The sequence below is a fragment of the Mesorhizobium sp. CNPSo 4670 genome (genome assembly GCF_057784235.1).
On record NZ_JBWJFQ010000012.1, the window covers coordinates 36,816 to 59,053 of the forward strand.

General features: G+C 60.3%; 24 protein-coding genes. 15 read left to right on the forward strand and 9 right to left on the reverse strand.

Features of this window, described 5'->3' with window-relative positions; translation table 11 throughout:
- Positions 1-35: 35 nt before the first annotated feature.
- Positions 36-269: a hypothetical protein gene (locus tag AC0ZT5_RS20170; protein WP_477290163.1), complete on the reverse strand. Its 234-nt coding sequence runs from the start codon at positions 267-269 to the stop codon at positions 36-38.
- A gap of 485 nt (positions 270-754) precedes the next feature.
- Here AC0ZT5_RS20170 and ku point away from each other — a divergent pair, with 485 nt between their 5' ends.
- The 4 genes from ku (at position 755) to AC0ZT5_RS20190 (ending at position 4,052) form a co-directional block, all read left to right on the forward strand.
- On the forward strand, positions 755-1,591 hold the full coding sequence (ku, locus tag AC0ZT5_RS20175; protein ID WP_488497839.1) for a non-homologous end joining protein Ku: 837 nt from the start codon (positions 755-757) through the stop codon (positions 1,589-1,591).
- 563 nt (positions 1,592-2,154) lie between these two features.
- Positions 2,155-2,562 (forward strand): hypothetical protein, encoded by a 408-nt coding sequence (locus AC0ZT5_RS20180; RefSeq protein ID WP_488497840.1) that lies wholly within the window; start codon positions 2,155-2,157, stop codon positions 2,560-2,562.
- Between the two features lie 179 nt (positions 2,563-2,741).
- On the forward strand, positions 2,742-3,104 hold the full coding sequence (locus AC0ZT5_RS20185) for a hypothetical protein (protein WP_488497841.1): 363 nt from the start codon (positions 2,742-2,744) through the stop codon (positions 3,102-3,104).
- A 201-nt stretch (positions 3,105-3,305) separates the two neighbouring features.
- Positions 3,306-4,052: an SDR family NAD(P)-dependent oxidoreductase gene (locus tag AC0ZT5_RS20190; RefSeq protein ID WP_488497842.1), complete on the forward strand. Its 747-nt coding sequence runs from the start codon at positions 3,306-3,308 to the stop codon at positions 4,050-4,052.
- Between the two features lie 39 nt (positions 4,053-4,091).
- On the opposite strand, the gene derI is transcribed toward AC0ZT5_RS20190, so the two are convergent.
- Positions 4,092-4,532: a D-erythrulose-4-phosphate isomerase gene (gene derI / locus AC0ZT5_RS20195; RefSeq protein ID WP_488497843.1), complete on the reverse strand. Its 441-nt coding sequence runs from the start codon at positions 4,530-4,532 to the stop codon at positions 4,092-4,094.
- A gap of 238 nt (positions 4,533-4,770) precedes the next feature.
- Here derI and AC0ZT5_RS20200 point away from each other — a divergent pair, with 238 nt between their 5' ends.
- From AC0ZT5_RS20200 to dhaL (AC0ZT5_RS20235), 8 genes are all read left to right on the forward strand, one after another.
- On the forward strand, positions 4,771-6,249 hold the full coding sequence (locus AC0ZT5_RS20200; RefSeq protein ID WP_488497844.1) for a sugar ABC transporter ATP-binding protein: 1,479 nt from the start codon (positions 4,771-4,773) through the stop codon (positions 6,247-6,249).
- A gap of 40 nt (positions 6,250-6,289) precedes the next feature.
- Positions 6,290-7,294 (forward strand): ABC transporter permease, encoded by a 1,005-nt coding sequence (locus AC0ZT5_RS20205; protein WP_488497845.1) that lies wholly within the window; start codon positions 6,290-6,292, stop codon positions 7,292-7,294.
- A gap of 98 nt (positions 7,295-7,392) precedes the next feature.
- Positions 7,393-8,379 carry a substrate-binding domain-containing protein gene (locus AC0ZT5_RS20210; RefSeq protein WP_488497846.1) on the forward strand — a complete coding sequence of 329 codons (987 nt, stop codon included), beginning with the start codon at positions 7,393-7,395 and terminating at the stop codon, positions 8,377-8,379.
- 60 nt (positions 8,380-8,439) lie between these two features.
- The gene (locus AC0ZT5_RS20215; RefSeq protein WP_488497847.1) at positions 8,440-9,210 is read left to right on the forward strand and encodes an SDR family oxidoreductase; all 771 of its coding nucleotides are present in this window, start codon (positions 8,440-8,442) and stop codon (positions 9,208-9,210) included.
- A gap of 22 nt (positions 9,211-9,232) precedes the next feature.
- Positions 9,233-10,225: a dihydroxyacetone kinase subunit DhaK gene (locus AC0ZT5_RS20220; RefSeq protein WP_488497848.1), complete on the forward strand. Its 993-nt coding sequence runs from the start codon at positions 9,233-9,235 to the stop codon at positions 10,223-10,225.
- Positions 10,226-10,236: 11 nt separating this feature from the next.
- Positions 10,237-10,899 (forward strand): dihydroxyacetone kinase subunit DhaL, encoded by a 663-nt coding sequence (gene dhaL / locus AC0ZT5_RS20225; protein WP_488497849.1) that lies wholly within the window; start codon positions 10,237-10,239, stop codon positions 10,897-10,899.
- 130 nt (positions 10,900-11,029) lie between these two features.
- Positions 11,030-13,108 carry a bifunctional sugar-binding transcriptional regulator/dihydroxyacetone kinase subunit DhaK gene (locus tag AC0ZT5_RS20230; RefSeq protein WP_488497850.1) on the forward strand — a complete coding sequence of 693 codons (2,079 nt, stop codon included), beginning with the start codon at positions 11,030-11,032 and terminating at the stop codon, positions 13,106-13,108.
- Between the two features lie 59 nt (positions 13,109-13,167).
- Positions 13,168-13,821, forward strand: coding sequence for a dihydroxyacetone kinase subunit DhaL (dhaL, locus tag AC0ZT5_RS20235; RefSeq protein WP_488497851.1), 654 nt, complete (start codon positions 13,168-13,170; stop codon positions 13,819-13,821).
- A gap of 95 nt (positions 13,822-13,916) precedes the next feature.
- On the opposite strand, the gene AC0ZT5_RS20240 is transcribed toward dhaL (AC0ZT5_RS20235), so the two are convergent.
- From AC0ZT5_RS20240 to AC0ZT5_RS20255, 4 genes are all read right to left on the reverse strand, one after another.
- Positions 13,917-14,174, reverse strand: a complete 258-nt coding sequence (locus AC0ZT5_RS20240; RefSeq protein ID WP_488497852.1) for an exopolysaccharide production repressor protein — start codon at positions 14,172-14,174, stop codon at positions 13,917-13,919.
- Positions 14,175-14,635: 461 nt separating this feature from the next.
- Positions 14,636-15,175, reverse strand: coding sequence for an A24 family peptidase (locus AC0ZT5_RS20245; protein WP_488497853.1), 540 nt, complete (start codon positions 15,173-15,175; stop codon positions 14,636-14,638).
- 1 nt (position 15,176) lies between these two features.
- Entirely contained in the window at positions 15,177-15,716 is a 540-nt protein-coding gene (locus tag AC0ZT5_RS20250) for a tetratricopeptide repeat protein (protein WP_488497854.1), read from the reverse strand.
- Between the two features lie 58 nt (positions 15,717-15,774).
- Positions 15,775-16,590, reverse strand: a complete 816-nt coding sequence (locus AC0ZT5_RS20255) for a type II secretion system F family protein (protein ID WP_488497855.1) — start codon at positions 16,588-16,590, stop codon at positions 15,775-15,777.
- Between AC0ZT5_RS20255 and AC0ZT5_RS20260 the strand changes: the two genes are divergently transcribed.
- A complete protein-coding gene (locus AC0ZT5_RS20260) occupies positions 16,567-16,758 on the forward strand; it encodes a hypothetical protein (RefSeq protein ID WP_488497856.1) in 192 nt (63 codons plus the stop codon). The genes AC0ZT5_RS20255 and AC0ZT5_RS20260 overlap by 24 nt on opposite strands.
- Here the strand turns inward: AC0ZT5_RS20260 and AC0ZT5_RS20265 are convergent.
- From AC0ZT5_RS20265 to AC0ZT5_RS20275, 3 genes are all read right to left on the reverse strand, one after another.
- Positions 16,742-17,713 carry a type II secretion system F family protein gene (locus AC0ZT5_RS20265; RefSeq protein WP_488497857.1) on the reverse strand — a complete coding sequence of 324 codons (972 nt, stop codon included), beginning with the start codon at positions 17,711-17,713 and terminating at the stop codon, positions 16,742-16,744. The genes AC0ZT5_RS20260 and AC0ZT5_RS20265 overlap by 17 nt on opposite strands.
- Positions 17,713-19,095 (reverse strand): TadA family conjugal transfer-associated ATPase, encoded by a 1,383-nt coding sequence (locus tag AC0ZT5_RS20270; protein WP_488497858.1) that lies wholly within the window; start codon positions 19,093-19,095, stop codon positions 17,713-17,715. Before AC0ZT5_RS20270 ends, AC0ZT5_RS20265 begins: the two co-directional genes overlap by 1 nt.
- 102 nt (positions 19,096-19,197) lie before the next feature.
- Positions 19,198-20,043: a phosphatase PAP2 family protein gene (locus tag AC0ZT5_RS20275; protein WP_488497859.1), complete on the reverse strand. Its 846-nt coding sequence runs from the start codon at positions 20,041-20,043 to the stop codon at positions 19,198-19,200.
- Positions 20,044-20,837: 794 nt separating this feature from the next.
- Between AC0ZT5_RS20275 and AC0ZT5_RS20280 the strand changes: the two genes are divergently transcribed.
- A complete protein-coding gene (locus AC0ZT5_RS20280; RefSeq protein WP_488497860.1) occupies positions 20,838-21,059 on the forward strand; it encodes a Flp family type IVb pilin in 222 nt (73 codons plus the stop codon).
- A 99-nt stretch (positions 21,060-21,158) separates the two neighbouring features.
- The gene (gene cpaB / locus AC0ZT5_RS20285; protein ID WP_488497861.1) at positions 21,159-22,202 is read left to right on the forward strand and encodes a Flp pilus assembly protein CpaB; all 1,044 of its coding nucleotides are present in this window, start codon (positions 21,159-21,161) and stop codon (positions 22,200-22,202) included.
- The last annotated feature ends 36 nt before the right edge of the window (positions 22,203-22,238 follow it).

Consider the following 22,238-nt stretch of genomic DNA (forward strand, 5'->3'; position numbering starts at 1 on the left):
TTGCTCGTTGCGTAGAGATAGGCATTGCGGACCTGTCAGGGAAGCCTGCCGTCGCCCTTGGCTTGGCCAACGTCAAGCAACACCGCTAGACGTCTGGCTGCGGCACTTTCGATGATGATCTCTTCCAATTGACGGTCGGACAAACTCGTACCGGTTCGCTTGCGAACCTCATCAATACTGCCGCGAATGGATATCGGGACGGAATGTGCCTGATCGTCAAGGTAGGCGCCGATCGCCAGCACCGCATCGGCATCGACGTTGCGTGGCAATGGCCGCATCGAGCTTCCTCCCAGCAGCAGTCTCCCTGAAGGCAAAGTCGGAGTCGAGATCGATCTCGTGTATGTACGATTTGAACATTGGTCGCGCCTCATAGTGCCGGCCGGAACCATTCAGCCATCGGGCGATTTAAGAGCCCGGTAAATCTCTCGTCGGAGGTTAGAATGGCGAAACGGAGAATGCGTGACCCGTATCAGCTGCGCGCGCAAGCTGACCGGATTTCGAAGGAGATTATCGACCTCGAGCGCTCAGCCCGAGAAACGAAGACCGCAAAGCTCAGGGCCCAGCGCGAAGCCCTGCAACAAGCATCTGCCCGGACAAAGCCCGATAGGGTCGGCAGCGGCGACGTCGAATAAACTGTCACATCCACGAAGAGCCAGCAAACGCGCCCTGCGGGCTCGTGCGGTTTTGCCGATCCCGGCGTCCAAGCCGGAGGAACGATTTGGACGGAAACCCGTTTGCCCTGACTGGAAACAGGATGAGCAAAATGGTCGCGCCGCGTGCTGCCTGGAAGGGTTTTTTGAAGGTTGGTTCGGTGTCGTGCGGCGTGAAGGTCGTCGGCGCCACCAGCGAGGCATCGAAGGTTCATTTCAGGATATTGAACCGCAAGGACGGTCTTCCGGTCAAAAGCGTCTATGCCGACGAGGAGACTGGAAAGCCGGTCGACGCGGAAGACCAGGTGAAGGGCTTCGAGGTCGAAAGGGATGAGTTCCTCCAGATCGAGCCTGACGACATCAAGGCGCTCAAGCTGACCTCAAAACATACGCTCGAGGTCGGCGAGTTCGTGTCGATTGACGAGGTCGATACGCGCTATCTCGAGAAGCCCTACTATCTGATCCCGGCCGATGGAGCTGCACTGGAGGCCTACTGCGTGGTCCGCGATGCCATGAGGAACAAGGGCGTCGCCGCGCGATCCTGCGTCGTGCTTTATCAGCGCGGCCGCGAGGTTCTGATCCAGCCCTATGGCAAGGGCATGGTGATGACCGAGCTGCGCAACCACAATGAAATGGTCTCGCAGGACAGCGTATTCGATGGCTTGAAGAAGCAGAAATATGATCCCGAACTGCTCGAAATCGCCGGCATGCTCATCGACAAGAAGGTGACGACTTTCGATCCTTCGAAGTTCGAGGACGCCTACGAAGATGCGCTGATTGCCATGATCGACGCGAAACGCAGGGGCAAGCAGCCGCCGAAGCCAGCGCCGAAGCCGAAAGAGAACGTCATCAACCTGGCCGAGGTGCTGAAAAAGAGCCTCAAACAGGAAGGGTTGGGGCCGCCTAAAAAGGGCGCCCCGCCGAAACGCAAGACCGCTTAGCACCTGTCGTCGCTGGCACGCGCCAAGACGCTAGAATTGATCGAAGTGGGGAACGGCAGCCACGAGGTTGGCCGGCACGGTTGCAGCCTTCGGGGTGGCGCTGGGCCGTGCCGGCCGGTGCTGGGGCTTCGAGGGACCAGCAACGATCAAGCTACAAGCATATTAGCAACCTCGCAATTAAGCCAAATGGCCTATTCTGCGCGGATATTGCGAAGGATGCGCATGCGGGTCCGCTCGCCATCGCGTTTCGCAGACGCGATCTCATTCATAGCGGCACTATAGCAATTTTCCCCAAGCCCTGGACACCGCAACGCTGCAGGTTGTGGCGGCAATGTTCCGACGCCGACACGGGCCTCTATCGCAAAATTCCACTAGGCGGCGCTCTTGCAGCACGACAATGGACCGGCGGGGCTACGCTGGCGGTTTGGTTCGTCTACCTGGAAACGAAAGGCAGCAGGACGATGACGATTTCTCCGTTTCTCACCGCTCTCGGATCCGAAGGTCCCCCAGCCGACCGGGCGAAAGACATGGCCTTGTATGGATGGCTGGTTGGAAGTTGGGAAATGGACACGGTCCACCACCTCGATGACGGCACAATCCAGAAATGGAATGGAGAATGCCACTTTGGCTGGGTGCTCGAGGGCAGCGCGATCCAGGACGTGTGGATCAGGCCCAAGCGGCCTGCGCCGTCCACTATGTATGGCACGACCTTGCGCATCTACGATCCTGGGATCGATCGCTGGCACATCCTATGGAATGACCCGCTCAACCAGGATCACTCGCGCCAGGTCGGGCGGGCCGAGGGTAAGGACATCGTCCAGCTCGGCGATGACTCGCGCGGTTTGAAAACCCGATGGCGTTTCACCGAGATCTCTGCCGACAGCTTCCATTGGATCGGCGAGGAAAGAGCTTCCGAGAGCGACCCCTGGCAAATCACCTATGAACATTTTGCGCGCCGACAAAAACCCTGAAGCCAGGTAGCCGTCGAAGGAAAGGCCGTCGTTTTCCTACAAACGACGGCCCCATGCTTGCCTGCCCACCACCCCCAGGACAGCACGCGCCTATTTTAGAACAAGCTAATGTCTTCGTCTATTAACTTTGACATACAGGCAGCAGGATTTTGCCATCTTGATTGGAGTACGCTCGCCTGATGGGCGCGATCAGGGCAGAGATGAATCACTTCTCGCGCAGCCGCTGTATTTTCCGCTTCGCCTCGTCATCCGCGACAGCGATCAAGGCATCGAATTCCTGCACTTCCTCGATGTCGCCTCCGGGCGCTACCGCCCTTCTGCGCTCGGGGATCCTCGCCGCCTATGCCGCGTCGGACATGGTCGACGGACGCGACGACCTCGCCCGCACGCGCTACGCGATGATCGCCTCGCAGGGCTTTGCCGACTACGCCTCCGCGCTCGGCGTGCATTATGCCGCCGCCGCGCGGTGGGACACAGCCTTCTGGCAGCGGCGTCGGCCTCAACCCGAAGAGCGCGCGGCAGATTTGTATCACAACACGTAGCACATTTACGGAATTGCCCTCGCCGACACCATTGACGTCGGGCTCAGCTGCCTGAAAATGTCGATACTGCCCGCCCGCACAAAACAAGCGTCAGGCCGCCGCGTTAGACGAGGGGGTTCGGCAGTGCCCGGTCGGCGATTTCCATGCCAAACCGGGCGCGCCGTCGTGTGGCCGCATATCGATCGCCAGGGATTGAACGCAATGAACAAAATCGATCTTGAAGGACAGGTCGCCGTCGTTACCGGCGGAGCGCAAGGGCTGGGCCTGGCCTTTGCCAGGCGGATGGTCGCATCGGGCGCAAGGGTGAGCCTGTGGGATATGAACAAGGCAGGGCTAGAGGTGGCCGTTGCCGGCCTCGGGGACGCAGTCAAGGGCGTCCTCGTCGACATCACCGATGCCGAGGCGGTGCTTGCGGCGCACGCCCGCACCGAAAACGAGAGCGGGGCCGTCTCGATCCTGGTCAATTCGGCGGGAATAGCCGGGCCCAATCACACGCTCGAAGAGTATCCGCTCGATGCCTGGCGGCGCGTCATCGATATCAATCTCAACGGAACCTTTCATGTCAACCGCGCTGTCGTGCCTGCCATGAAGGCGCGCAACTACGGCCGCATTGTCAACATCGCCTCGATCGCAGGCAAGGAAGGCAACCCCAACGCTTCGGCCTACTCGGCGTCCAAAGCAGGCGTCATCGGGCTGACCAAGTCACTGGGCAAGGAGCTTGCCGGCTACGACATAGCGGTCAACTGCATCACGCCGGCTGCGGCGCGCACGCCGATCTTCGACCAGTTGAAACAGGAACATATCGACTACATGCTGGCCAAGATCCCGCGCGCACGGTTCCTCGAAGTCGACGAGGCGGCGAACATGGTCGCCTGGCTGGTCTCGAAGGAGAACAGCTTCACCACCGCGTCGGTATTCGATCTCTCCGGCGGCCGCGCCACCTACTGATCCCAAACCACGAGAATTCGCGCGCGGCCCTTCGTTTCTCTAGCGCTTGATCTCATCAAGACGATCGACCGCCTTGACGTTCTCGGCTGAAGGCCCGGTGGGATCGAAGTCGGACGCCAGATACTTGTCGACAATCGCCTTCGCCAGCTCCGGGCCGATCACGCGCGCGCCCATCGTGATGATCTGAGCATTGTTGGACTTGGCGGCCCGTTCGGCCGAGTAGGTATCGTGGGTCAGTGCGGCGCGTATGCCCGGCACCTTGTTGGCGGAAATCGAAACACCGATGCCGGTTCCACAAAACAGCAAACCGCGGTCGAATTCACCTTCAACCACCTTTCGAGCAACCGTCTGCGCTATGTCGGCGTAAAAGCCCGGCTGACTGAAATCCGTTAGCGTCATGCCGGTCTTTCCGGCCAGATGCGCCGCAATCACATCCAGAAGCGGCTTTCCCGCACTGTCGGCGCCGATAGCGATCTTCATGGGCTCACTTCCTTTCAGATTCTGTGCCGCGGATGCGCCGTCTGGCGCCTGGGTCCTGGGCGTCAGCGGGTGCATTCCATCCGCGGCCAACGGTTGGCATTCATAGTTTCGCCCACAGCTTGACATTTGTCGAGTGCTAATCGACTATTGTAAAAATCGACATCTAGAACAGAGATCATTCGTGTCGATCAGCTCGCGCCAAGGAGGGGTGTCGAGCGCCCTTGGGAGGAGAGCCGACGTGGAATTTTTGCTGGAGGTGGAAGGGCTGAAGAAGTCCTTTGGTGGCGTCACTGCCTTGCGCGAGGGCCGCTTTCAACTTCGCGCCGGCACGGTTCACGCGCTCTGCGGCGGCAATGGCGCCGGCAAGTCGACCTTTCTCAAGATACTGATGGGTATCTTCAAGCGCGATGCCGGCTCAATCCGCCGCCGCGGCAAGGATGTGGAATTCGCAAGCCCGGCCGACGCATTGGCCTCGGGCATCGCCATTATCGAACAGGAACTCAGCCCCGTCCCTCACATGACGGTCGCGGAGAACATCTACCTCGGCCGCGAGCCTTCCGCGCGGTTCGGAGGCATCGATTTCCGCGCGATGAACCGGTCGGCGCAAAAGCTGCTGGACGATCTCGAGTTCGATATTCGAGCCACACAATACATGATGAACCTCTCCGTCGCGCAGATGCAGCTCGTCGAGATCGCCAAGGCGCTCAGCCACGACGCCGAGGTCATCTTCATGGATGAGCCGACATCGGCGATCGGCGAGCGGGAGGCGCAGCACCTCTTTGCCGCGATCCGCCGCCTGCAGGCCCAGGGCCGCGGTATCGTCTACGTTTCTCACCGGCTGTCGGAGATCTTCCAGATCGCCGATTCCTACACGGTCTTCCGTGACGGCGCCTATGTCGGCAGCGGGGCGCTTGCAGATATCGATCGGCACAACCTGATCCGCATGATTGTCGGCCGCGAACTGTCCGAGGAATACATCAAGACCAACACGCCCACCTTGGAAACCGTTCTCGAGGTTACCGCGCTCACCTGCCCGAACAAGATCGAGGATATCTCCTTCACCGCACGAAAGGGTGAGATTTTCGGCATTTACGGCCTGATGGGGGCCGGGCGGACGGAGATCTTCAACTGCCTCTTCGGGCTCGACAAGCCTTCGGCAGGAAGCATCAAGCTCGACGGTGCCAAGGTCACCATTTCCAAGTCGGCCGATGCCATGGCGCACGGGCTGGCGCTGGTCACCGAAGACCGCAAGCTGACCGGCCTCAATCTCTCCGATTCCGTGCGCGCCAACATCTGCATGGCGAGCCTGCCGGAAATGAGCCCCGCCTTCAGCATGGATCGGCCGCGGGAGGCGCAAGCAAGCCGCGACATGCGGGAAAAATTCCAGATCAAGGCGGCGCGCGACACGATGCCGGTTTCCGGCCTTTCAGGCGGCAACCAACAGAAGGTGGTGCTGGCAAAATGGTTCCTTCGCAACCCGAAGGTCCTGCTTTTGGACGAACCGACCCGCGGCGTCGATGTCGGGGCCAAGCGTGAAATCTATCGGATCATCAGTGACTTCGCCGCCGCCGGCGGCACGGTCGTGATGATCTCGTCGGAAATCGACGAAGTTCTCGGCATGTCGGACCGCATCATGGTGATGCGCGCCGGCAAGAGCGCCGGGATCTACAGCCGGGAGGAAACGGATGCCCAATCACTCGTCCACCTATCAACCTGAGCAGGGGCAGGGTGTTCGTCCGGCGGCAGAGGAGTCAATGATGTCGGTTGGAAACAACGAGAACGCAAAAAGCTGGCTCGGTTCGGAGCAGCGCCGGCTGCTCATTCAGGAATACGGTATCTTCTTTGCCTTCCTGATCCTGGTTGCGGTTCTGTCGGTCTCCAACGAGTTCTTCTTGACAGCTGGCAACATCTCGAACGTGCTGCTGCAGACGTCGATCAATGGTGTCCTCGCCATCGGCATGACCTTCGTCATCCTGACCCGCGGCATCGACCTCTCGGTCGGCTCCGTGGTCGCGCTTGCCGGTCTCATCAGCGCCAGTTTCGTGACCACGTCCGCGACCGCCGGGATTCCCGGTTCACCCTATCCAGTCGTCTTCGGCCTCGGCATCGGTCTTTTGGTCGGCGTTGCCTGCGGCGCCGTTTCGGGTGTCATCGTGTCGCGCTTTTCGGTGCCGGCCTTTGTGGCGACGCTGGGCATGCTGTCGGCCGCACGCGGGCTGACCCTCATCTATGGCGGAGGCCGGCCTGTTCCCGCGCTGACGCCGGCGTTTCGCTGGATCGGCACAGGCGACATCCTTGGCATCCCGGCCCCGGTCGTCATTCTGGCTGTCGTGTTTGCCGTCTCCTGGTGGATCCTCAACCGGACCCGCTTCGGCCGCTACATCTATGCCGTCGGCGGCAACCCCCACGCTGCCAGAACCTCGGGCATCAACATTACCCGCATACAGTTCGTCGTCTATGTCGTCTCCGGCGGTCTTGCCGGCCTCGCCGGAATGCTGCTCAGCGCCCGCACCGGCTCCGCACTGCCCCAGGCCGGTATTGCCTATGAGCTGGACGCGATCGCCGCGGTGGTGATCGGGGGAACCAGTCTTTCAGGAGGGGTGGGCCGGGTGACCGGCACGCTGATTGGCGCGCTGATCATCGGCGTCATGAACAACGGCCTCGATCTGATGGGTATCCAATCCTACTACCAGCAAGTTCTCAAGGGCGCCCTGATCGTTGGCGCCGTGATGCTTGATCAGAAGAGAAACTACGGGGCTTAGAGCATCGGACCCAAAGCCCCTCCGGGATCGGACCTGCACACCGCGTGTCCGTTGATAGGCGAACCATGTCGGTCGCTCACTTAAAGTGGAGGTACGAAATGAAAACATTGATGATAGCGCTCGCGTCCGCGACCGCGCTGCTGGCCTCGTCGGCCGTGGCGCAGGAGAAGATCAAGATCGGCGCAGCACCTTACGGGTTGAATGCGGAGTTCATGCAGATCTGGGCTGCAGCGCTTCAGGAGCACCCTGCCGTCAAGAGCGGTGAAGTCGAACTGACGGTTTTCGACGGCCGCTATGATGCCCTGGTCCAGCAGGACCAGTTCAAGACAATGGTCACGCAGAAGTACAATGCGATCATCTTCGCACCGATTGACGTCGATGCAGGCGCGGCCGCCGTGCAGTCGGCCGCCGATGCCGGCATCCCGGTTGTCGGCTCCAACACCCGCGTCAATTCCGATCTCCTGGCCTCCTATGTCGGGTCCGACGACACGATCTCGGGCTACATGGAAGCCAAGACCGTGCTCGACAAGATCGGCTGCAAGGGCAACGTCGTCATTCTCGAGGGGCCGGTCGGTCAGTCGGCGCAGATTTCTCGCCTCGAAGGCAACAAGAAGGCGCTTGCCGAGTGCCCGGATGTCAAGATCCTCGAAGATCAGACGGCGAACTGGTCGCGCGCTGAAGCCCAGACGCTGATGGAAAACTGGCTCACCGCCCACCCCAAGCAGATCAATGGCGTGATTGGCCAAAACGACGAAATGGCCCTCGGCGCCATCGAGGCGATCAAGGCCGCCGGCCTTGATACGAAGAGCTTTGCCATTGCCGGCATCGACGGCATCACCGACGCGCTCCACGCCGTCAAGAACGGCGAGATGACGTCGATCCTTCAGGACGCACGTGCCCAGGCACAAGGGGCGCTCGATCTCGCCATCTTCAATGCCAAGAAGGGTGACTACAAACCCCAGTCCGACATTTGGGCAACCTACAAGGACATGCCGTGGAAGGACGGCAAGGAGAAGATCTACAATGTGCCGTGGACGCCGGTGACGGCGGAAAACGTCGACAAGCTTCTTGCGACACGCAAGTAATTCAGCCGTGGGGTGTGCCGACTTGCACACCCCACTTTCCAACAGGCCGGGAAGAGAACCATGACTGATTCAATACAGGTCGATCTCAATTTTTCACTTGGCGGCAAAGTCGCCCTGATCACCGGCGGCGCCTCCGGCATCGGCAGTGCCATTGCATCGGCATTTGCCTTGAAAGGCGCTACCGTCGGAGTGATCGACATCAATGAATCGGTTGCGAGATCGAAGGCCGACGAACTCGGCAACGGTGCCAAGTTCTTCGTCTGCGATGTGTCCGATCCGAAATCCGTGGAGGCCGTGTTTGCCGCGGCGCAAGCGGCTTTCGGCCATATCGACATCGTCGTCAACAGCGCCGGCGTTGCCATCCTTGCTCCGGCCGAGGAGCTCAGCCTCGATGCCTGGGACAAGACCATCGCCATCAATCTCAAGGGAACTTTCCTCGTCTCCCAGGCCGCCGGGCGCGTCCTGATCAAAGCCGGCAGGGGCGGCAAGATCATCAACATGGCTTCGCAGGCCGGCACCGTCGCGATCGACCAGCACGTCGCCTACTGCGCCTCGAAATTCGGTGTCATCGGCCTGTCCAAGACGCTTGCCGCCGAATGGGGCAAGCATGGCATCACGGTCAATACGATTTCGCCGACAGTGGTGCTGACCGACCTTGGCCGAAAGGCATGGCACGGTCCGCGCGGCGAGGCGCTGAAGCAGCGCATCCCGACCGGCCGCTTTGCCTTTCCGGAGGAAATAGCCGCCGCAGCGGTGTTCCTGGCATCGAACGGCGCCGACATGATCAACGGGGCCGACCTTCTGGTCGACGGCGGCTACACCATAATCTGAGCGGCGCAGGATTGGAGCAACAATGCAGCGGTTTATCAACAATCCCGACGAGGTCGTCGAGGATACGGTCAAGGGCTTCGTCAAGGCGCATGCCGATATCGTCAGGCTTGGCAGCAATCCCCGTGTCATCGTCGCCCGTCATGCGCCGGTCAGCGGCAAGGTCGGCGTGATCACCGGGGGTGGCTCCGGCCACGAGCCTGCCTTCATCGGCTATACGGGACGCAATATGCTGGATGCGGTTGCGGTCGGCGAGCTGTTTTCGTCACCAACGGCAAAGAGCTTCCTCGACGCCGCGCGCGAGGCAGATGGCGGCAAGGGTGTCGTCTGCCTCTATGGCAACTACGCCGGCGACAACATGAATGTGAAGATGGCGATCAAACTCGCGGCCAAGGAAGGCATCGAGATCGCAACCGTCGTTGCCAACGACGATGTGTGCTCGGCAGGGCCGGATGAACGCGACAAGCGCCGAGGCGTTGCCGGCGAGATCTTCATGTGGAAATGCGCGGGCGCCAAGGCCGCGGAAGGTGCCGGTCTCGCGGAGGTGCGGGCGACAGCGCAAACGGCGATCGACAACTGCCGCTCGATTGGCGTTGGCCTTGGCCCGTGTACGCTGCCCGCCGTGGGACATCCCAACTTCTCGATCGAGCCGGGCACGATGGAAGTCGGCATCGGTCATCACGGTGAACCGGGTGTCCGGGTCGAACCGCTGAAGCCCGCTGCCGAGATAGCACGGGAGATGGTCAAGATCGTCCTCGATGACCATGACCTTGCAGCCGGAACGGAAGTTGCGGTCCTTGTCTCCGGCCTCGGCGCAACCCCGGTCAACGAACTCTACATCCTCAACGATACGATCGAACAGGAGATCACCGCGCGAGGGCTGAGCATCCACCAGACCTATATCGGCAACTATTTCACCTCGTTGGAAATGGTCGGCGCCACACTCACGGTCATGGCGCTCGACGCCGAACTGAAAAGGCTGCTGGATGTCGATGTCGATTGTCCCGCAAGTTTCTAGGAGACAGGCGAATGCAGCACTTTGACAACGCTTCCGCTGGCGACATCGTTCTTTCGGTGGCGGACCGGATCATCGAAAACCGGGCCTATCTGAGCGAGATCGACGGCAAGATCGGTGACGGCGACCACGGCGTCAACATGGCCAAGGGCTTCGGCATGGCCGCGGAGAGGATCAGGGGCAACGACATGTCGCTGGCCACCGCCTTCGATACGCTGGGCACCGTGCTGATGACCGAGATCGGTGGCTCCATGGGTCCGCTCTATGGCGTCATGTTCACGCAATTCGCCGAGACGATCGAACACTCATCGTCAATCGATGCGAAGACTTTTAGCACCATGCTCACCAACGGTCTCGACGGCATCCAGGCCATCGGGTCGGCCAAGGTTGGCGACAAGACGCTTCTCGACACGCTCGTCCCGGCCATCGACGCCTTCGACGCCTCCAACGCCGACGGGAAGCCATTTCCGGACGCGCTGGATGCCCTGGTTGCCGCGGCCGAAAAGGGCCGCGACGGCACCAAGGACCTTGTGGCCAAGATCGGCCGCGCCAGCCGCCTGGGTGAACGATCGCTCGGCGTCCTCGACGCCGGCGCCACATCCTGCGCGCTGATCCTGAAAGCCCTGGCGCTCGGCGCCAAGCAGAAACTGCAGCAGTCCGCGACCGCGGTGCGTTGAATTTTGAAGAATGCTCCTCCCGAGCAATGGCTCCCGGCTGATCTTCCAGCCGGGAGCGGAGCAAGATTGAGAGTTCGCCCGTTTGCGCTCATCTTGGCGAGCGATTTTGGATTCGGGGAAACCAGGTAGCATGACCGTCAAGGCATCATCGGCGCGGAAGAACGGCGAGGCCGGCACCGAACCCATCCCGCTGCGCTACGGTGACGACCCCTATGTCTGGGCCTGCTGGCTCTATTACGAAGATCGCATGACGCAAGGCGACATCGCCGACATCATGGGCATTTCGCGGGCGACGGTAAACAGCTATCTGGCCGATGCCCGCGCCCGCGGGATCGTCAACATTTCGCTCGAGCCGTCACGGCTGAGTTCGCTCTCCGTCGCGCAGGAGCTCAAGCGTCACTTCGGGTTGCATGACTGCCTGGTCGTGCCAAGCGACGACAATGCGCGCCCGCTGATCGATCGTCTTGGCGGGGCTGCGGCGCAGGCGCTTGCCAAGCTTTTGAAATCCGGCGACACGCTTGCCGTTGCCTGGGGACGAACTGTGTTGGCGATCGGGGAGCAGGCCTCCGTGCCCGGCCTCCAGGACGTCACCGTCGTTCAGGCGACCGGAGGCACTCGTGCGAGTTTTGCCTATACGCCGGAACTGTGCGCGGCCGCCATTGCCGGCGCCGTGGATGGGAAGCTGATCAACATCACCGCGCCAGCGGTCGTTTCGACGGCCGAGGTTCGCGACATGCTGTTGCGCGAGACGCTGATCGAAAGCCAGTTCGAGGCGCTTGCCAAAGCCAACAAGGCGCTTTTCGGCATCTCTTCCCTGCGCCCGAACTCAACGATCCACACCAGCGGCTTCTTCGAATCGGTCTCCCTTCAACAGTACCTCGCCAAGGATGCCGTGGGTGTCGTCGCCGGCCGCTTCATCGACGGACAGGGCAATCCGGTGGCCGGCCCGCTCGACGACCGTACGATCGGGATATCGCTCGACAGGCTGAAGGCGATCGGCCTGCGCATTGCGGTCGCCGGCGGTTTCGACAAGGTGCCGGCAATCCTTGCCGCGCTGCGCGGCGGCTACGTCAACGTGCTCATCACCGACGCCGCCACCGGCCGCGGCATCCTCAATGCCGACGGGGTGACGGAGCTCGACCAGAAGCTCTCGCAACGCCCAAGGCTCGACAACGCCGTGGCTTTGCCCAGCAACTTCCGCACCCATATCAAGAAGTTCCTCAACGACCCCGACGATGTCGTGGAGGAGATGCTTGACGGCGTGGTGAGGGCCCACGCCGCCTATATCGAGCCGATCAAGGGTTCGCATCGTGCTCTCGTTGCCCGCACGGGGCCGAGGCCCGGGAAAGTCGGGCTGGTGATCGGCGGCGGCACGGGGCACGAGCCCTGCTTTCTCGGCTATGTCGGCAAGGGGCTCGCCGATGCCGTGGCCGTCGGCAACATCTTTTCGTCACCGCCTCCCGGCACGATCTTCCAGTGCGCCAATGCCGCGTCGGGTGGGCAAGGCGTGCTGTTCGTCTACGGCAACTATGCCGGCGACGTGATGAACTTCGAAATGGCGGCCGAGATCGCGGCGGAAAACAACATCGAGGTCCGCACGGTGGTGACGACCGACGACATCGCCTCGTCGCCGATCGAGGACAGGGAGGGCCGCCGCGGCGTTGCTGGCAACTTCTTCATGTTCAAGATCGCCGGCGCAGCCTGTGACCGCGGCTTGTCGCTCGACGCCTGCGAGGCCGTGACGCGCAAGGCCAACGCACGGACTTTCACCATGGGCGTTGCGCTGGAGCCTTGCTCCATGCCGCAGACCCGTCGCCACAATTTCGAGATCGGCCCCGACGACATCGAGATCGGCATGGGTATCCATGGCGAGCCCGGCGTCATCCGCGAAAGGATGATGAGCGCCGACGCGATCACGGACCGGATCATGGACCGCATCTTTTCGGAAATGAAGCCGGCAACGGGCGACCGTGTCGCGGTGCTGATCAATTCATTCGGCGCCACGCCGCTGATGGAGCTCTACATCCTGTTCAGGCGCGTCGCACAGCGATTGAGCGCCAAGGACATCACCATAGAGGCGAACTGGGTGGGGCATTATTGCACATCGCTCGACATGGTCGGTGCGTCGGTAACGGTCTTGCACCTCGACAACGAGTTGACGGAACTGTTGCATCATCCTTGCGACACGGCTGTCCTGCGGGTCGGCTGAGATACGAATATGCGCCGATCGACGATGGGTCGCATCCTGCTTGAACTGGGAGGAACACGATGTCGGACAATGCGGCGCGACGCCTGAGCAGGATGTTTTATCGCATCTCCATTGCGATCGAGGCGGGAAAGGATCACCTCTCGGATCTGGATGGCGCCATCGGCGATGCCGACCATGGCATCACCATGTCGCTCGGCTTCATGGCGGTGAACGCCGAGCTGGCCAAGCTCGACCTCGACCACATGCTTGCGTCGGACGTTTTCACCGCTGCCGCGTCGGCCTTTCTCGATGCCGTCGGCGCCTCGACGGGGCCGCTTTATGCGGCAGCGTTCCGAAGAGCAGCACAAGCCCTCAAACAAGATGAACGGCTCTCGGCTGCCGACCAGGCGGCGATCGTCGAGGCCATGACGACCGGCATCAAGGAGCGCGGCAAAGGCCAGCGCGGCGACAAGACGATGCTGGATGCCTGGATCCCAGCAACGGAAGCTGCCGTCGGCGCACGTGCCCGCGCAGTCGGTAGCCGGGAAATGTGGGCCAGCATCCTGGAGGCCGCGGAAGCCGGCGCAAATTCGACACGATCCATGGTCGCAGCCCGCGGAAGGGCGGCACGGCTGGGAGAGCGATCCCTGGGGCACATGGACCCGGGAGCGGCCTCGGCCGTCATCATCCTGCGCGCGATGAAAGACAGCTTCGGTGAAGACATCGCGAAGTAATCCGCGATTGTGCCGCCCGGCTTTGCCACGACAGACCATGACTGGGTTGGAGCTATTCCAGGAAGGTGTGAAACGGTTTTCCGTCCGGGATTGCCTTAGAAGGAGATACCGTCGCGTTTGGCGGGAAACGCTCCATCTGACTTCTTCTGAACCGCTCGATCGGCATCGGTTGTTTCATCGACGCGGCGGAAAATCATGACGAGCAGGCAGGCGAAATACCCCACCTGCAGCACGACGGCGCTGATGACTGTCCACGCGAACGAGACCCAAAACGAGCCCGTGACGCTGTAGATCCAGCCAAAGATGACGGCCAAAGCCGCCGTTGCTCCCACCAGAAACTGTGGAAAATACATTCGCCCTCGAAAGATTCCGGGAAGCATCGACCCGGTTGTCTTTCGCCCTATCGCATGATTTCTACCCCGCACGAACAGTTCCAGTTTTTGGACATCAATGCAAGCATGAACTAATATGCCTTGACGGCGCGCTATGACGGATCTTTGTCTGTCAAAATTGCAAAACGAGACCCGCGCGGCGGAAAGCGTTGCTGCACGCCCGCGTCGTCACCCGAGGAGACCGAGCGCCGGCAACTGGAGAGTCTCGTGAGCGCATGTTTGCCGGCGCTCGGTAATCGCAGCACCGGGGGGTCACTGGGGTGTGTTGGGGCTGCGACCTCTATACGTTAGCACAAGCTAATATAGAGGTATACGGCCATTTTGCTGGCTATCATCTCCAAGCCCTGCATTCGCACATGGAATGCCGCCGGCCCATCAGGCAAAGATGGCACGTTTCCGACGGCGGAACGGACTGTCGAGGTTCAATTAAGCTGATCGAGGATTCCAGAGTTGGTCGTCATCACCAAACTTTTGTAGATCAGGAACGCTATCGTACAGATCGCGGCCATCGAGATCGGCACTCCGAATGGCACCACGCCCTTGCGGTCCAAATGCTGGATAATGAGCCGAAAAGCGCCCGCAGGCAGCATGAAGGGTCTTTTCACAATCGCCGCGGTGGTGAGGGCGAAAACCAGGAGCAGCACTGAAAACACAATGAAATCGCGGCCGCCGATCAGGAAGGGCACGACAGCCATTAATTTGACATCGCCGGCGCCGATCTTGCGCAGCGCCCAGAACGGGAGCAGCGCAGCGAACAAAACAAGTCCGGCCATGGCGCTCAGCCCCATGTCGAACCACGATCCGGATTGGAGCGACAGCAGCAGCATGCTCCCCGCCCCCAGGCAGAGCAGCAGCAGCACGTCGCGATTGGCGATCTTCTGGGTGGTGAAGTCGATCCAGGCAATCCTTGCCAGCAGAGGGATGGCGAGCGCTTTCAGCAGAAGCGATTCGACCAGCAGCATGCTAGCGCTCGATATTCTGCACGCTGGATGACAGCAGCTTCAGATTGTTGGCGACAGTCGGATCTTTGGGCGCCAGTTCGTAAGCCTTGAGGAAATTGCTGCGTGCGTCCTGCAGCTTGCCGCGCAGCAGGTAGGAATAGCCGACATTGTTGTAATATTCCGCCGTAGGGCCAACCAACTTGAGGGCTCGGGCATAGGCCCGGTCGGCGAGATCGAAGCGGTGGATCCGGTCGCTGCAGGCAGCCAACCCCATCCACGCGTTGCCGTCATTGGGCGACAGTTGCGTCGCCTTGAAAAACAAGGCGCCGGCATTGCCGTAGTTTTCCGCGCGGAACTGGTTCTTGGCTTCGGCCACGGCCTGGTCCGAGGCGTGATATTCGACATCGCTGACCGTCTTCAGCCCGTCGAAAGCATCGCCGAAGGACGTCACATCACCCTTCGACGGCTCGTTCGTGCGGACGACACCGTCGGTGGCGTCCGTCTGACAGCCGGCAAGTACTACCGTCAACAGGCAGGCTGCGACAGCGATAAGCCTCTTCATATAGTTAGTTCCCCTCGAGGGTCCCCCGACTCACATTAGGACCAAAGCATAGACGCAACTAGAAGAAAATCCCCTTCATCCGGATGATGACCGGCAACATGATAACCATCAGCACGACCGGAAAGATACACAGCCCCAATGGAATCATCATTTTCACGGGCAGTGCGTTGGCTTTCTCCTCCGCGCTCAGAATTCTCTGCCCTCGCATCTCATCGCTGTAGACGCGCAGTGCATCCGTGAGGCTGGTGCCCAGCTCTTCCGATTGCCGGAACAATACGGCCAGCGCCCTTGCTTCTTCAAGCCCAATGCGGTCCGCGAGCTCGCGCAGCGCCTCGCGCAAGGGCTTTCCCGCGCGCAATTGCAGGTTCATGATCGCAAGCTGGATGCCCAACCATTTATGGGTGCCGGCCAACTCCGAGCCAACTCGCTCGACCGCTGCCTCCAGGCTCATGCCGGCGTCGGCGCAGGTGATCATCATATCCATGAAATCCGGGAACCCACGACGGTAGGTTTCCTTCTGCGCCTTCTCAAAGCGATCGAGCAGAATGCTCGGAATCACCAAGCACGCCAATCCCAGCAGGGCTGAGCCGGCAAGGCCGACGAACCCGGGCAGATGCGGTGGCAACACGCGCGGCAGAAGTGCGTAGGCAGCCAAAAATCCGATACATACCACGCCGAGTCGCGACAGCGTATAGATCAATGGAGCGCTCGCTTGATAGAAGCCGGCGCGGAACAGCTTTGCTTCAAGCGCACTCGGCTCCTGGCGCTCCTTCTCCATCGTTCGAAAGTAGGCGTCGACCGGCCGTTGCGCTGCGATCTTGACCAACTGTTCTTGACCCGCGAGCGATCGATGGTTGACCGCACCTTCGGCCATGAGGCTTCGCGCGACGAGCTTTCGCGTCTGCAGAGCCGGCAAGAAGACAAGCGCGCCAAACAGGAAAAGGGCCACCGCAGCTACGAAAACAGCGACGGAGACCAGAAAGCTCAGGTCGTTGGTGTTGGAAAGCAGGTTGATCGCACGCTCCTCAGAAGTCGAAGTTGACCATTCGATACATGATGTAGTCCCCCAATAGAGCCCATGTGCCAAAGCCCAAAAACACGGGCATAATCAGCGGGTTGTGCCATACCTTGCCATAATATGACGGGGCAATGAGCTGAAGGACCAAGAACATCACTATTGGAAACAGCGAGATGATCCAGGCTGAGACCCGCCCCTCGGACGAAAGCGCTCTGATCTTCATTCGCAACTTCTGCCGCTCACGCAGAACCGAGGAAAGATTAGCCAGAATTTCGGTAAGATTGCCACCGGTCTTGGACTGAATGGAGAGCGCTATGGAAAGCAGGTGAAGACCCTCGAATCCGACGCGCTGAGACAGCTTTCGCACTGCCTGTTCAATGCTTAGACCAAAGGTGATCTCGTCGGAGACGATGCCGAACTCCGTGCCCAGGGGATCAGGCATCTCGCGCGCCACAAGGCCAATGGCCACTGAGGCCGGATGTCCGGCACGCAGCGAGCGCACGATCATGTCGAGAGCATTCGGGAGTTGCGTCGCGAACTTCAGGATTCGCTTTCTGCGCGCGCGGCGAAGCATGAATAGGGGCAACGCAAACCCGACAATCATGAATACAACGAGTGCCAGTATTGCCGACAAATGGAAGAGGAACGACAGCAGCAGCGCCAATGCCAACCCGGCACAGATAAATATTCCAGCGAATGTCAGCGGGTTTCCGGTGATGCCGGATTGGGTATAGAGCCTGTTCAGTGCGACCAGCCCAAAAAGAAAGTCTCCCGATTCCGTCAGCCCGCGCTCGCGCAGCAGGTTTTGCAAAGTCCGTTCCGCCGGAACTTCATCAGACAATCGCCTCAACCGACGATTGATGGCGCCGACCGCGGCACGGCGACCGGAATAGGAAAGATACAGGGCCTCACCGGCGAGGATGACCGACGCCGCCGCCAGGACGTAGATAAAATAGAGCAATGTCTGGCCGGACGGCATCAGAGCGCAACCTGCGGATTGAAGGCGTCCTTGCTGAAATGGTGCCCTAGCGTTGCCGCTTCCGCCGCGAATCGGGGCCTGACACCGGTGGCACGAAATTCGCCGATGATCGTACCGTCGGCGGCGACATCGCGCCGCACGAAATGATAGATTTCCTGCAATTGCACGACATTGCCCTCCATTCCGGTGATTTCCGAAATCGATGTCACGCGCCTGCCGCCGTCCGATAGTCTTTGCGTCTGCACGATGATGTCGATGGCGGAAGCAATTTGCGCCCGAATGGACTCGTGCGTCATCGGCATGCCGGCCATGCCGACCATCTGCTCCAGCCGCGAGATCCCATCGCGCGGGGTGTTGGCGTGGATGGTGGTCATCGAACCTTCGTGGCCGGTGTTCATCGCCTGCAGCATGTCGAAGGCTTCCTCGCCGCGCACCTCGCCGACGATGATGCGATCGGGGCGCATGCGCAGAGCGTTCTTGACCAGCTCGCGCTGGCGAACCTCGCCTTTCCCCTCAACACTGGGCGGGCGTGTCTCCAGCCGGCCGACATGCGGCTGCTGCAGTTGCAGTTCCGCAGCATCCTCGATGGTGATCAGGCGCTCCCTGGACGGGATGTAGCTCGACAGCGCATTCAGCAAGGTCGTCTTGCCGCTGCCGGTGCCGCCTGACACCAGGATCGATTTGCGCGCCTGCACGGCGATCCGCAACAGGTCGATCATCGGCTGCTTGATCGAGTTGAGCGCCATCAGGCGTTCAAGCGAATAAGGATTCTTCGAGAATTTGCGGATTGACACCAATGGGCCGTCAACCGAGATAGGCCGCACGGCGATGTTGACGCGCGAGCCATCCTCCAGCCGCGCATCGACCATCGGCGACGATTCATCGACGCGGCGGCCGATGGCGGAGACGATCTTGTTGATGACGCGCAGCAGATGCGCCTCATCACGAAACCGGATTGCCGTCTCTTCAACCAAGCCACGCCGCTCTATGAAGACGCGCTTGTGGGTGTTGATCAGGATATCGGTGATGGAATCGTCCTTGAGCAGCGGCTCGATCGGCCCGAGCCCCAGCATCTCGTCGGCCGTGTCGCTGGTCAGCTGATCGAGTTCGCGGGCATTCAGCGGCACGTTTCGAAGGCGTACGAACTCGCGAACGATCGGCCGGATCTCATTCAGGATCTCATCCTTGGACGCACTTTCAAGAGCGGTCAGATTGAAGCGATCGATCAGGTGGCGATGAAGCTCGACCTTGAGCGTTAGGAAGGCGTCCGCGCCCTCGGCGACCACCGTCGCTGGAGACGGAACGCTGGGCATCACCGCTACGGGCGCCGGCTCCTGCAGCGCCCGCGTCTCACTCGGTCCCTTGATGAAACGACCTAGCATCTTCTAAGTCCCCAATGCCGCTGAACGGATACTAACGGATACTACTGACTGGCCACAAGGAGTTCGTGAGACGGCTCATTCCATAGTTAAGTAAGGTCATGATCAGGCCTGCCGCTCCGATGATTGCGCATCTTCGTAACCAGTTTGTTGCCGAGTCTCGAGTTTGGCAATCAAACGGACCGCTTGAATCGAGACGGCGGCGACCGCGAATCCCGCAAGAATATCGACAAGGTAGTGACCGCCTTCTGGCAGCGCGGCGAGTATCAGCATGGCGTTCAACAGATAGACGGGGAACGCCACGTAACGAATGCCTCGCACGGAATAGACAAATATCGCAGCCAGTGCAGAGTGGAACGATGGGAAGGTCACAAGACCCTCCGGATTCTGGATCAGGAACGGCTTCAACATTCGAAGTGCGTGGAGTTGTTCAAGGTGCCGCGCCGAGGCACCGGGACCAAAAGAACTCAAAAGATCCGGCGAAGGATGGTAGAAATCGAAAGTTCCCGCCGCCGGCACCACCATCATGATCAGGCAGGTCAAACAACCGGCCAGCCCAAAATGCGCGGCGAATTCCTTTAGCCGGCCCGAGCGGGCGGTCAAGGCAAGGATGGCTGGCAACAGAAGAAACTGAACCTTCAGGCTGAAATAGGCGGACGAAAGTACCGACACGATCCAAGGATGTTCATTCAGCCGCCCGACATATGCCACCCAATCGAAGCCCAGGGCAGCGTCGCCCGCGGCCAGATATACGTCCATCAAAGGACGGCTGGTTGCGGTTGCCAAATAGGACAACAACAAAATTTCGATCGAGAAGAGAGTGATTACGCTCAATGTCACGATCAGATTCTGGAGCCTGCTTGCGACATCGCTCAACATGTCGCGATAGCGAAAGGGAGTTTTGCGAAGTTGGTAACGCATCGCGCCAAGCGCAACCCACATCAGGACCATGGGCAATGCTGCGATGGCAGTGCGAGGCCAAAGAACCGGCTCTACGCTTACGGTCGAAAACGGGTACCAGATCAAGACTGCAGCCGCGAGCCCTGCGAGCAAGGCCAAAACAAACGCAGTGAGCTGACGGCCCCGAAAAATTGCCGCACTGCCTTGAGCCGATTTATACTCTGAACATCCCGTGGGTCTGGCGTGAGGCAAATCAGCAGTCACATCGCATCCAAGATGCGACACCTGCATAACCACCTGCTCCCCGCCCATTGCCAACCGGCCCACCACGATGCCTTAGCCCCCGCTAAATTTGCGACACGGAAACTAACTGTTAACCACGCGTGGCACAAGCGCCGAGCGAGGTCGCGACCAGCCAATACTTACGGCATAGTTAACAAGAAGCGCAAAAAAAACGTTTTTATTTGGCAACGCGTCGAGACCCGGCAATCGGCCCGCCCCCTCACGGAACATGAACGATCGTAATGAGCCACGTCGGGTCGATACCCTTCCGTAAGCCCTTATATATAAAGGATTATGCATATTGACTAATTTAGCGATACCGAATTCGGATGTATGGCCAAATTGTGAACGAATGGTTAAGGAGCTTGAAAAATTAATCGAATCAAGCTGTTGTAAAACTCAACTCGGCCTCGGGTCAGGTATTGGAAGGTTAAGGAACTGTTAATCCGTTTGACTCTGCTTTTTTGCGGGACCTAGGATTGAGATGACGGGGGATGCTTGGGTATGGATTTCATCCTTGGCTCTGTCTCGTCGGGTTCAAACCTCCAAAGGGAGAAATTATCATGAAGAAGCTCATGACGATGACCCGGCAGTTCCGCGACGACGAAAACGGCGCTGCCATGGTCGAATATTCCATCCTCGTCGGTATCATCGCCGCCGTTTCGCTGCTCGCAATCCTTGCTATCGGCGGTTGGGTTGGTGATCAGTTCACCGGTCTCTGCCACAACCTCAACACCAAGGGTGTTACGGCCGGTGGCGGCGCCGGCGGCGATTGCACACCGTAACCATAAACTCCTGGGTCGGGATCGCTCGGTCCCGACTCGGGGCATTCTGCATCACGAAAAAACTAGCATCGCCCTTGGGGGGCGATTTGGGGTGGGAAGATGCGCGCCAATACACTAATCATGATTGTTCTCGCCGGCGTGTTCGGCGTGCTGGCTGTTGTGCTTGCCAACATCTGGCTGGCCAATCAACGCAGTGCGATGGCACAGTCGAATGGCAACCAGGGCGACGACACGGTCGTGGTGGCGGCAATGCCGCTGAAATTCGGCGACACACTTAGCGCGGACAAGCTGCGCGAAATTCCGTGGCCGGCCGGCGCAATACCGGCAGGCGCGTTCAAAACGACCAAGGATGCCCTGGCCGGAGAAGGCACAAGGCAGGCGCTGCAAGCGATCAGCGCAAACGAACCCGTCCTTGCCAGCAAAATCACCGGCCCCGGCCAGCGTGCCACGCTTTCGGCGGTGCTCGGCGAAGGGATGAAAGCCGTATCCATTCGCGTCAACGACGTGCTTGGCGTCGCCGGCTTCGTCTTCCCGGGTGACCGGGTCGATGTATTGCTGACGCAGACCACGCGCGGAGACGATGGCGCGGACAAGAGTTTTGTCGACGTGCTACTGCAGAGCATGAAGGTGCTCGCCGTCGACCAGGTGGCCGATGTGAGCAAGGACAATCCGACGGTGGTGAAGTCGGTGACGCTCGAGGCCAGCACCAAGGATGCGCAGAAACTGACTCTCGCGGCAGGGGCGGGCCAATTGTCGCTGGCGCTTCGCCAGGCAGCAGCCAGCCAGGGCGAGACGACCCAACGCGTAACGCTTTCCGACCTGACCGGCGAAACGGCGGCCGACGTCGCCAGAAGGCAGGCCGAACTCGACAAGAAGGCAGCGGAGCAAGCCGCGGCCGCGGAGGAGCGCAAACGCGCCGACGACAAGATAGCCGGCTTGACCCAGGCCGTGGAACGGGTGGGAAGCCGTCTCGACGATTTGAGCAAGGTGAAGCCGGCTCCGGCGGTGGTGTCGGCACCCGAAGCGCGTGAAGTTGTTAAGGAAGTAGTCAAATATGTCACACCCGAACCGCCGGCGCGTGCTACTGTGGGCGTTTTTCGGGGCGTGAAACTCGAGACATATGACGTGCCGCGACAACCATAACCAGCCGTAACGATGATGCGGCGAATGAAATGAGGC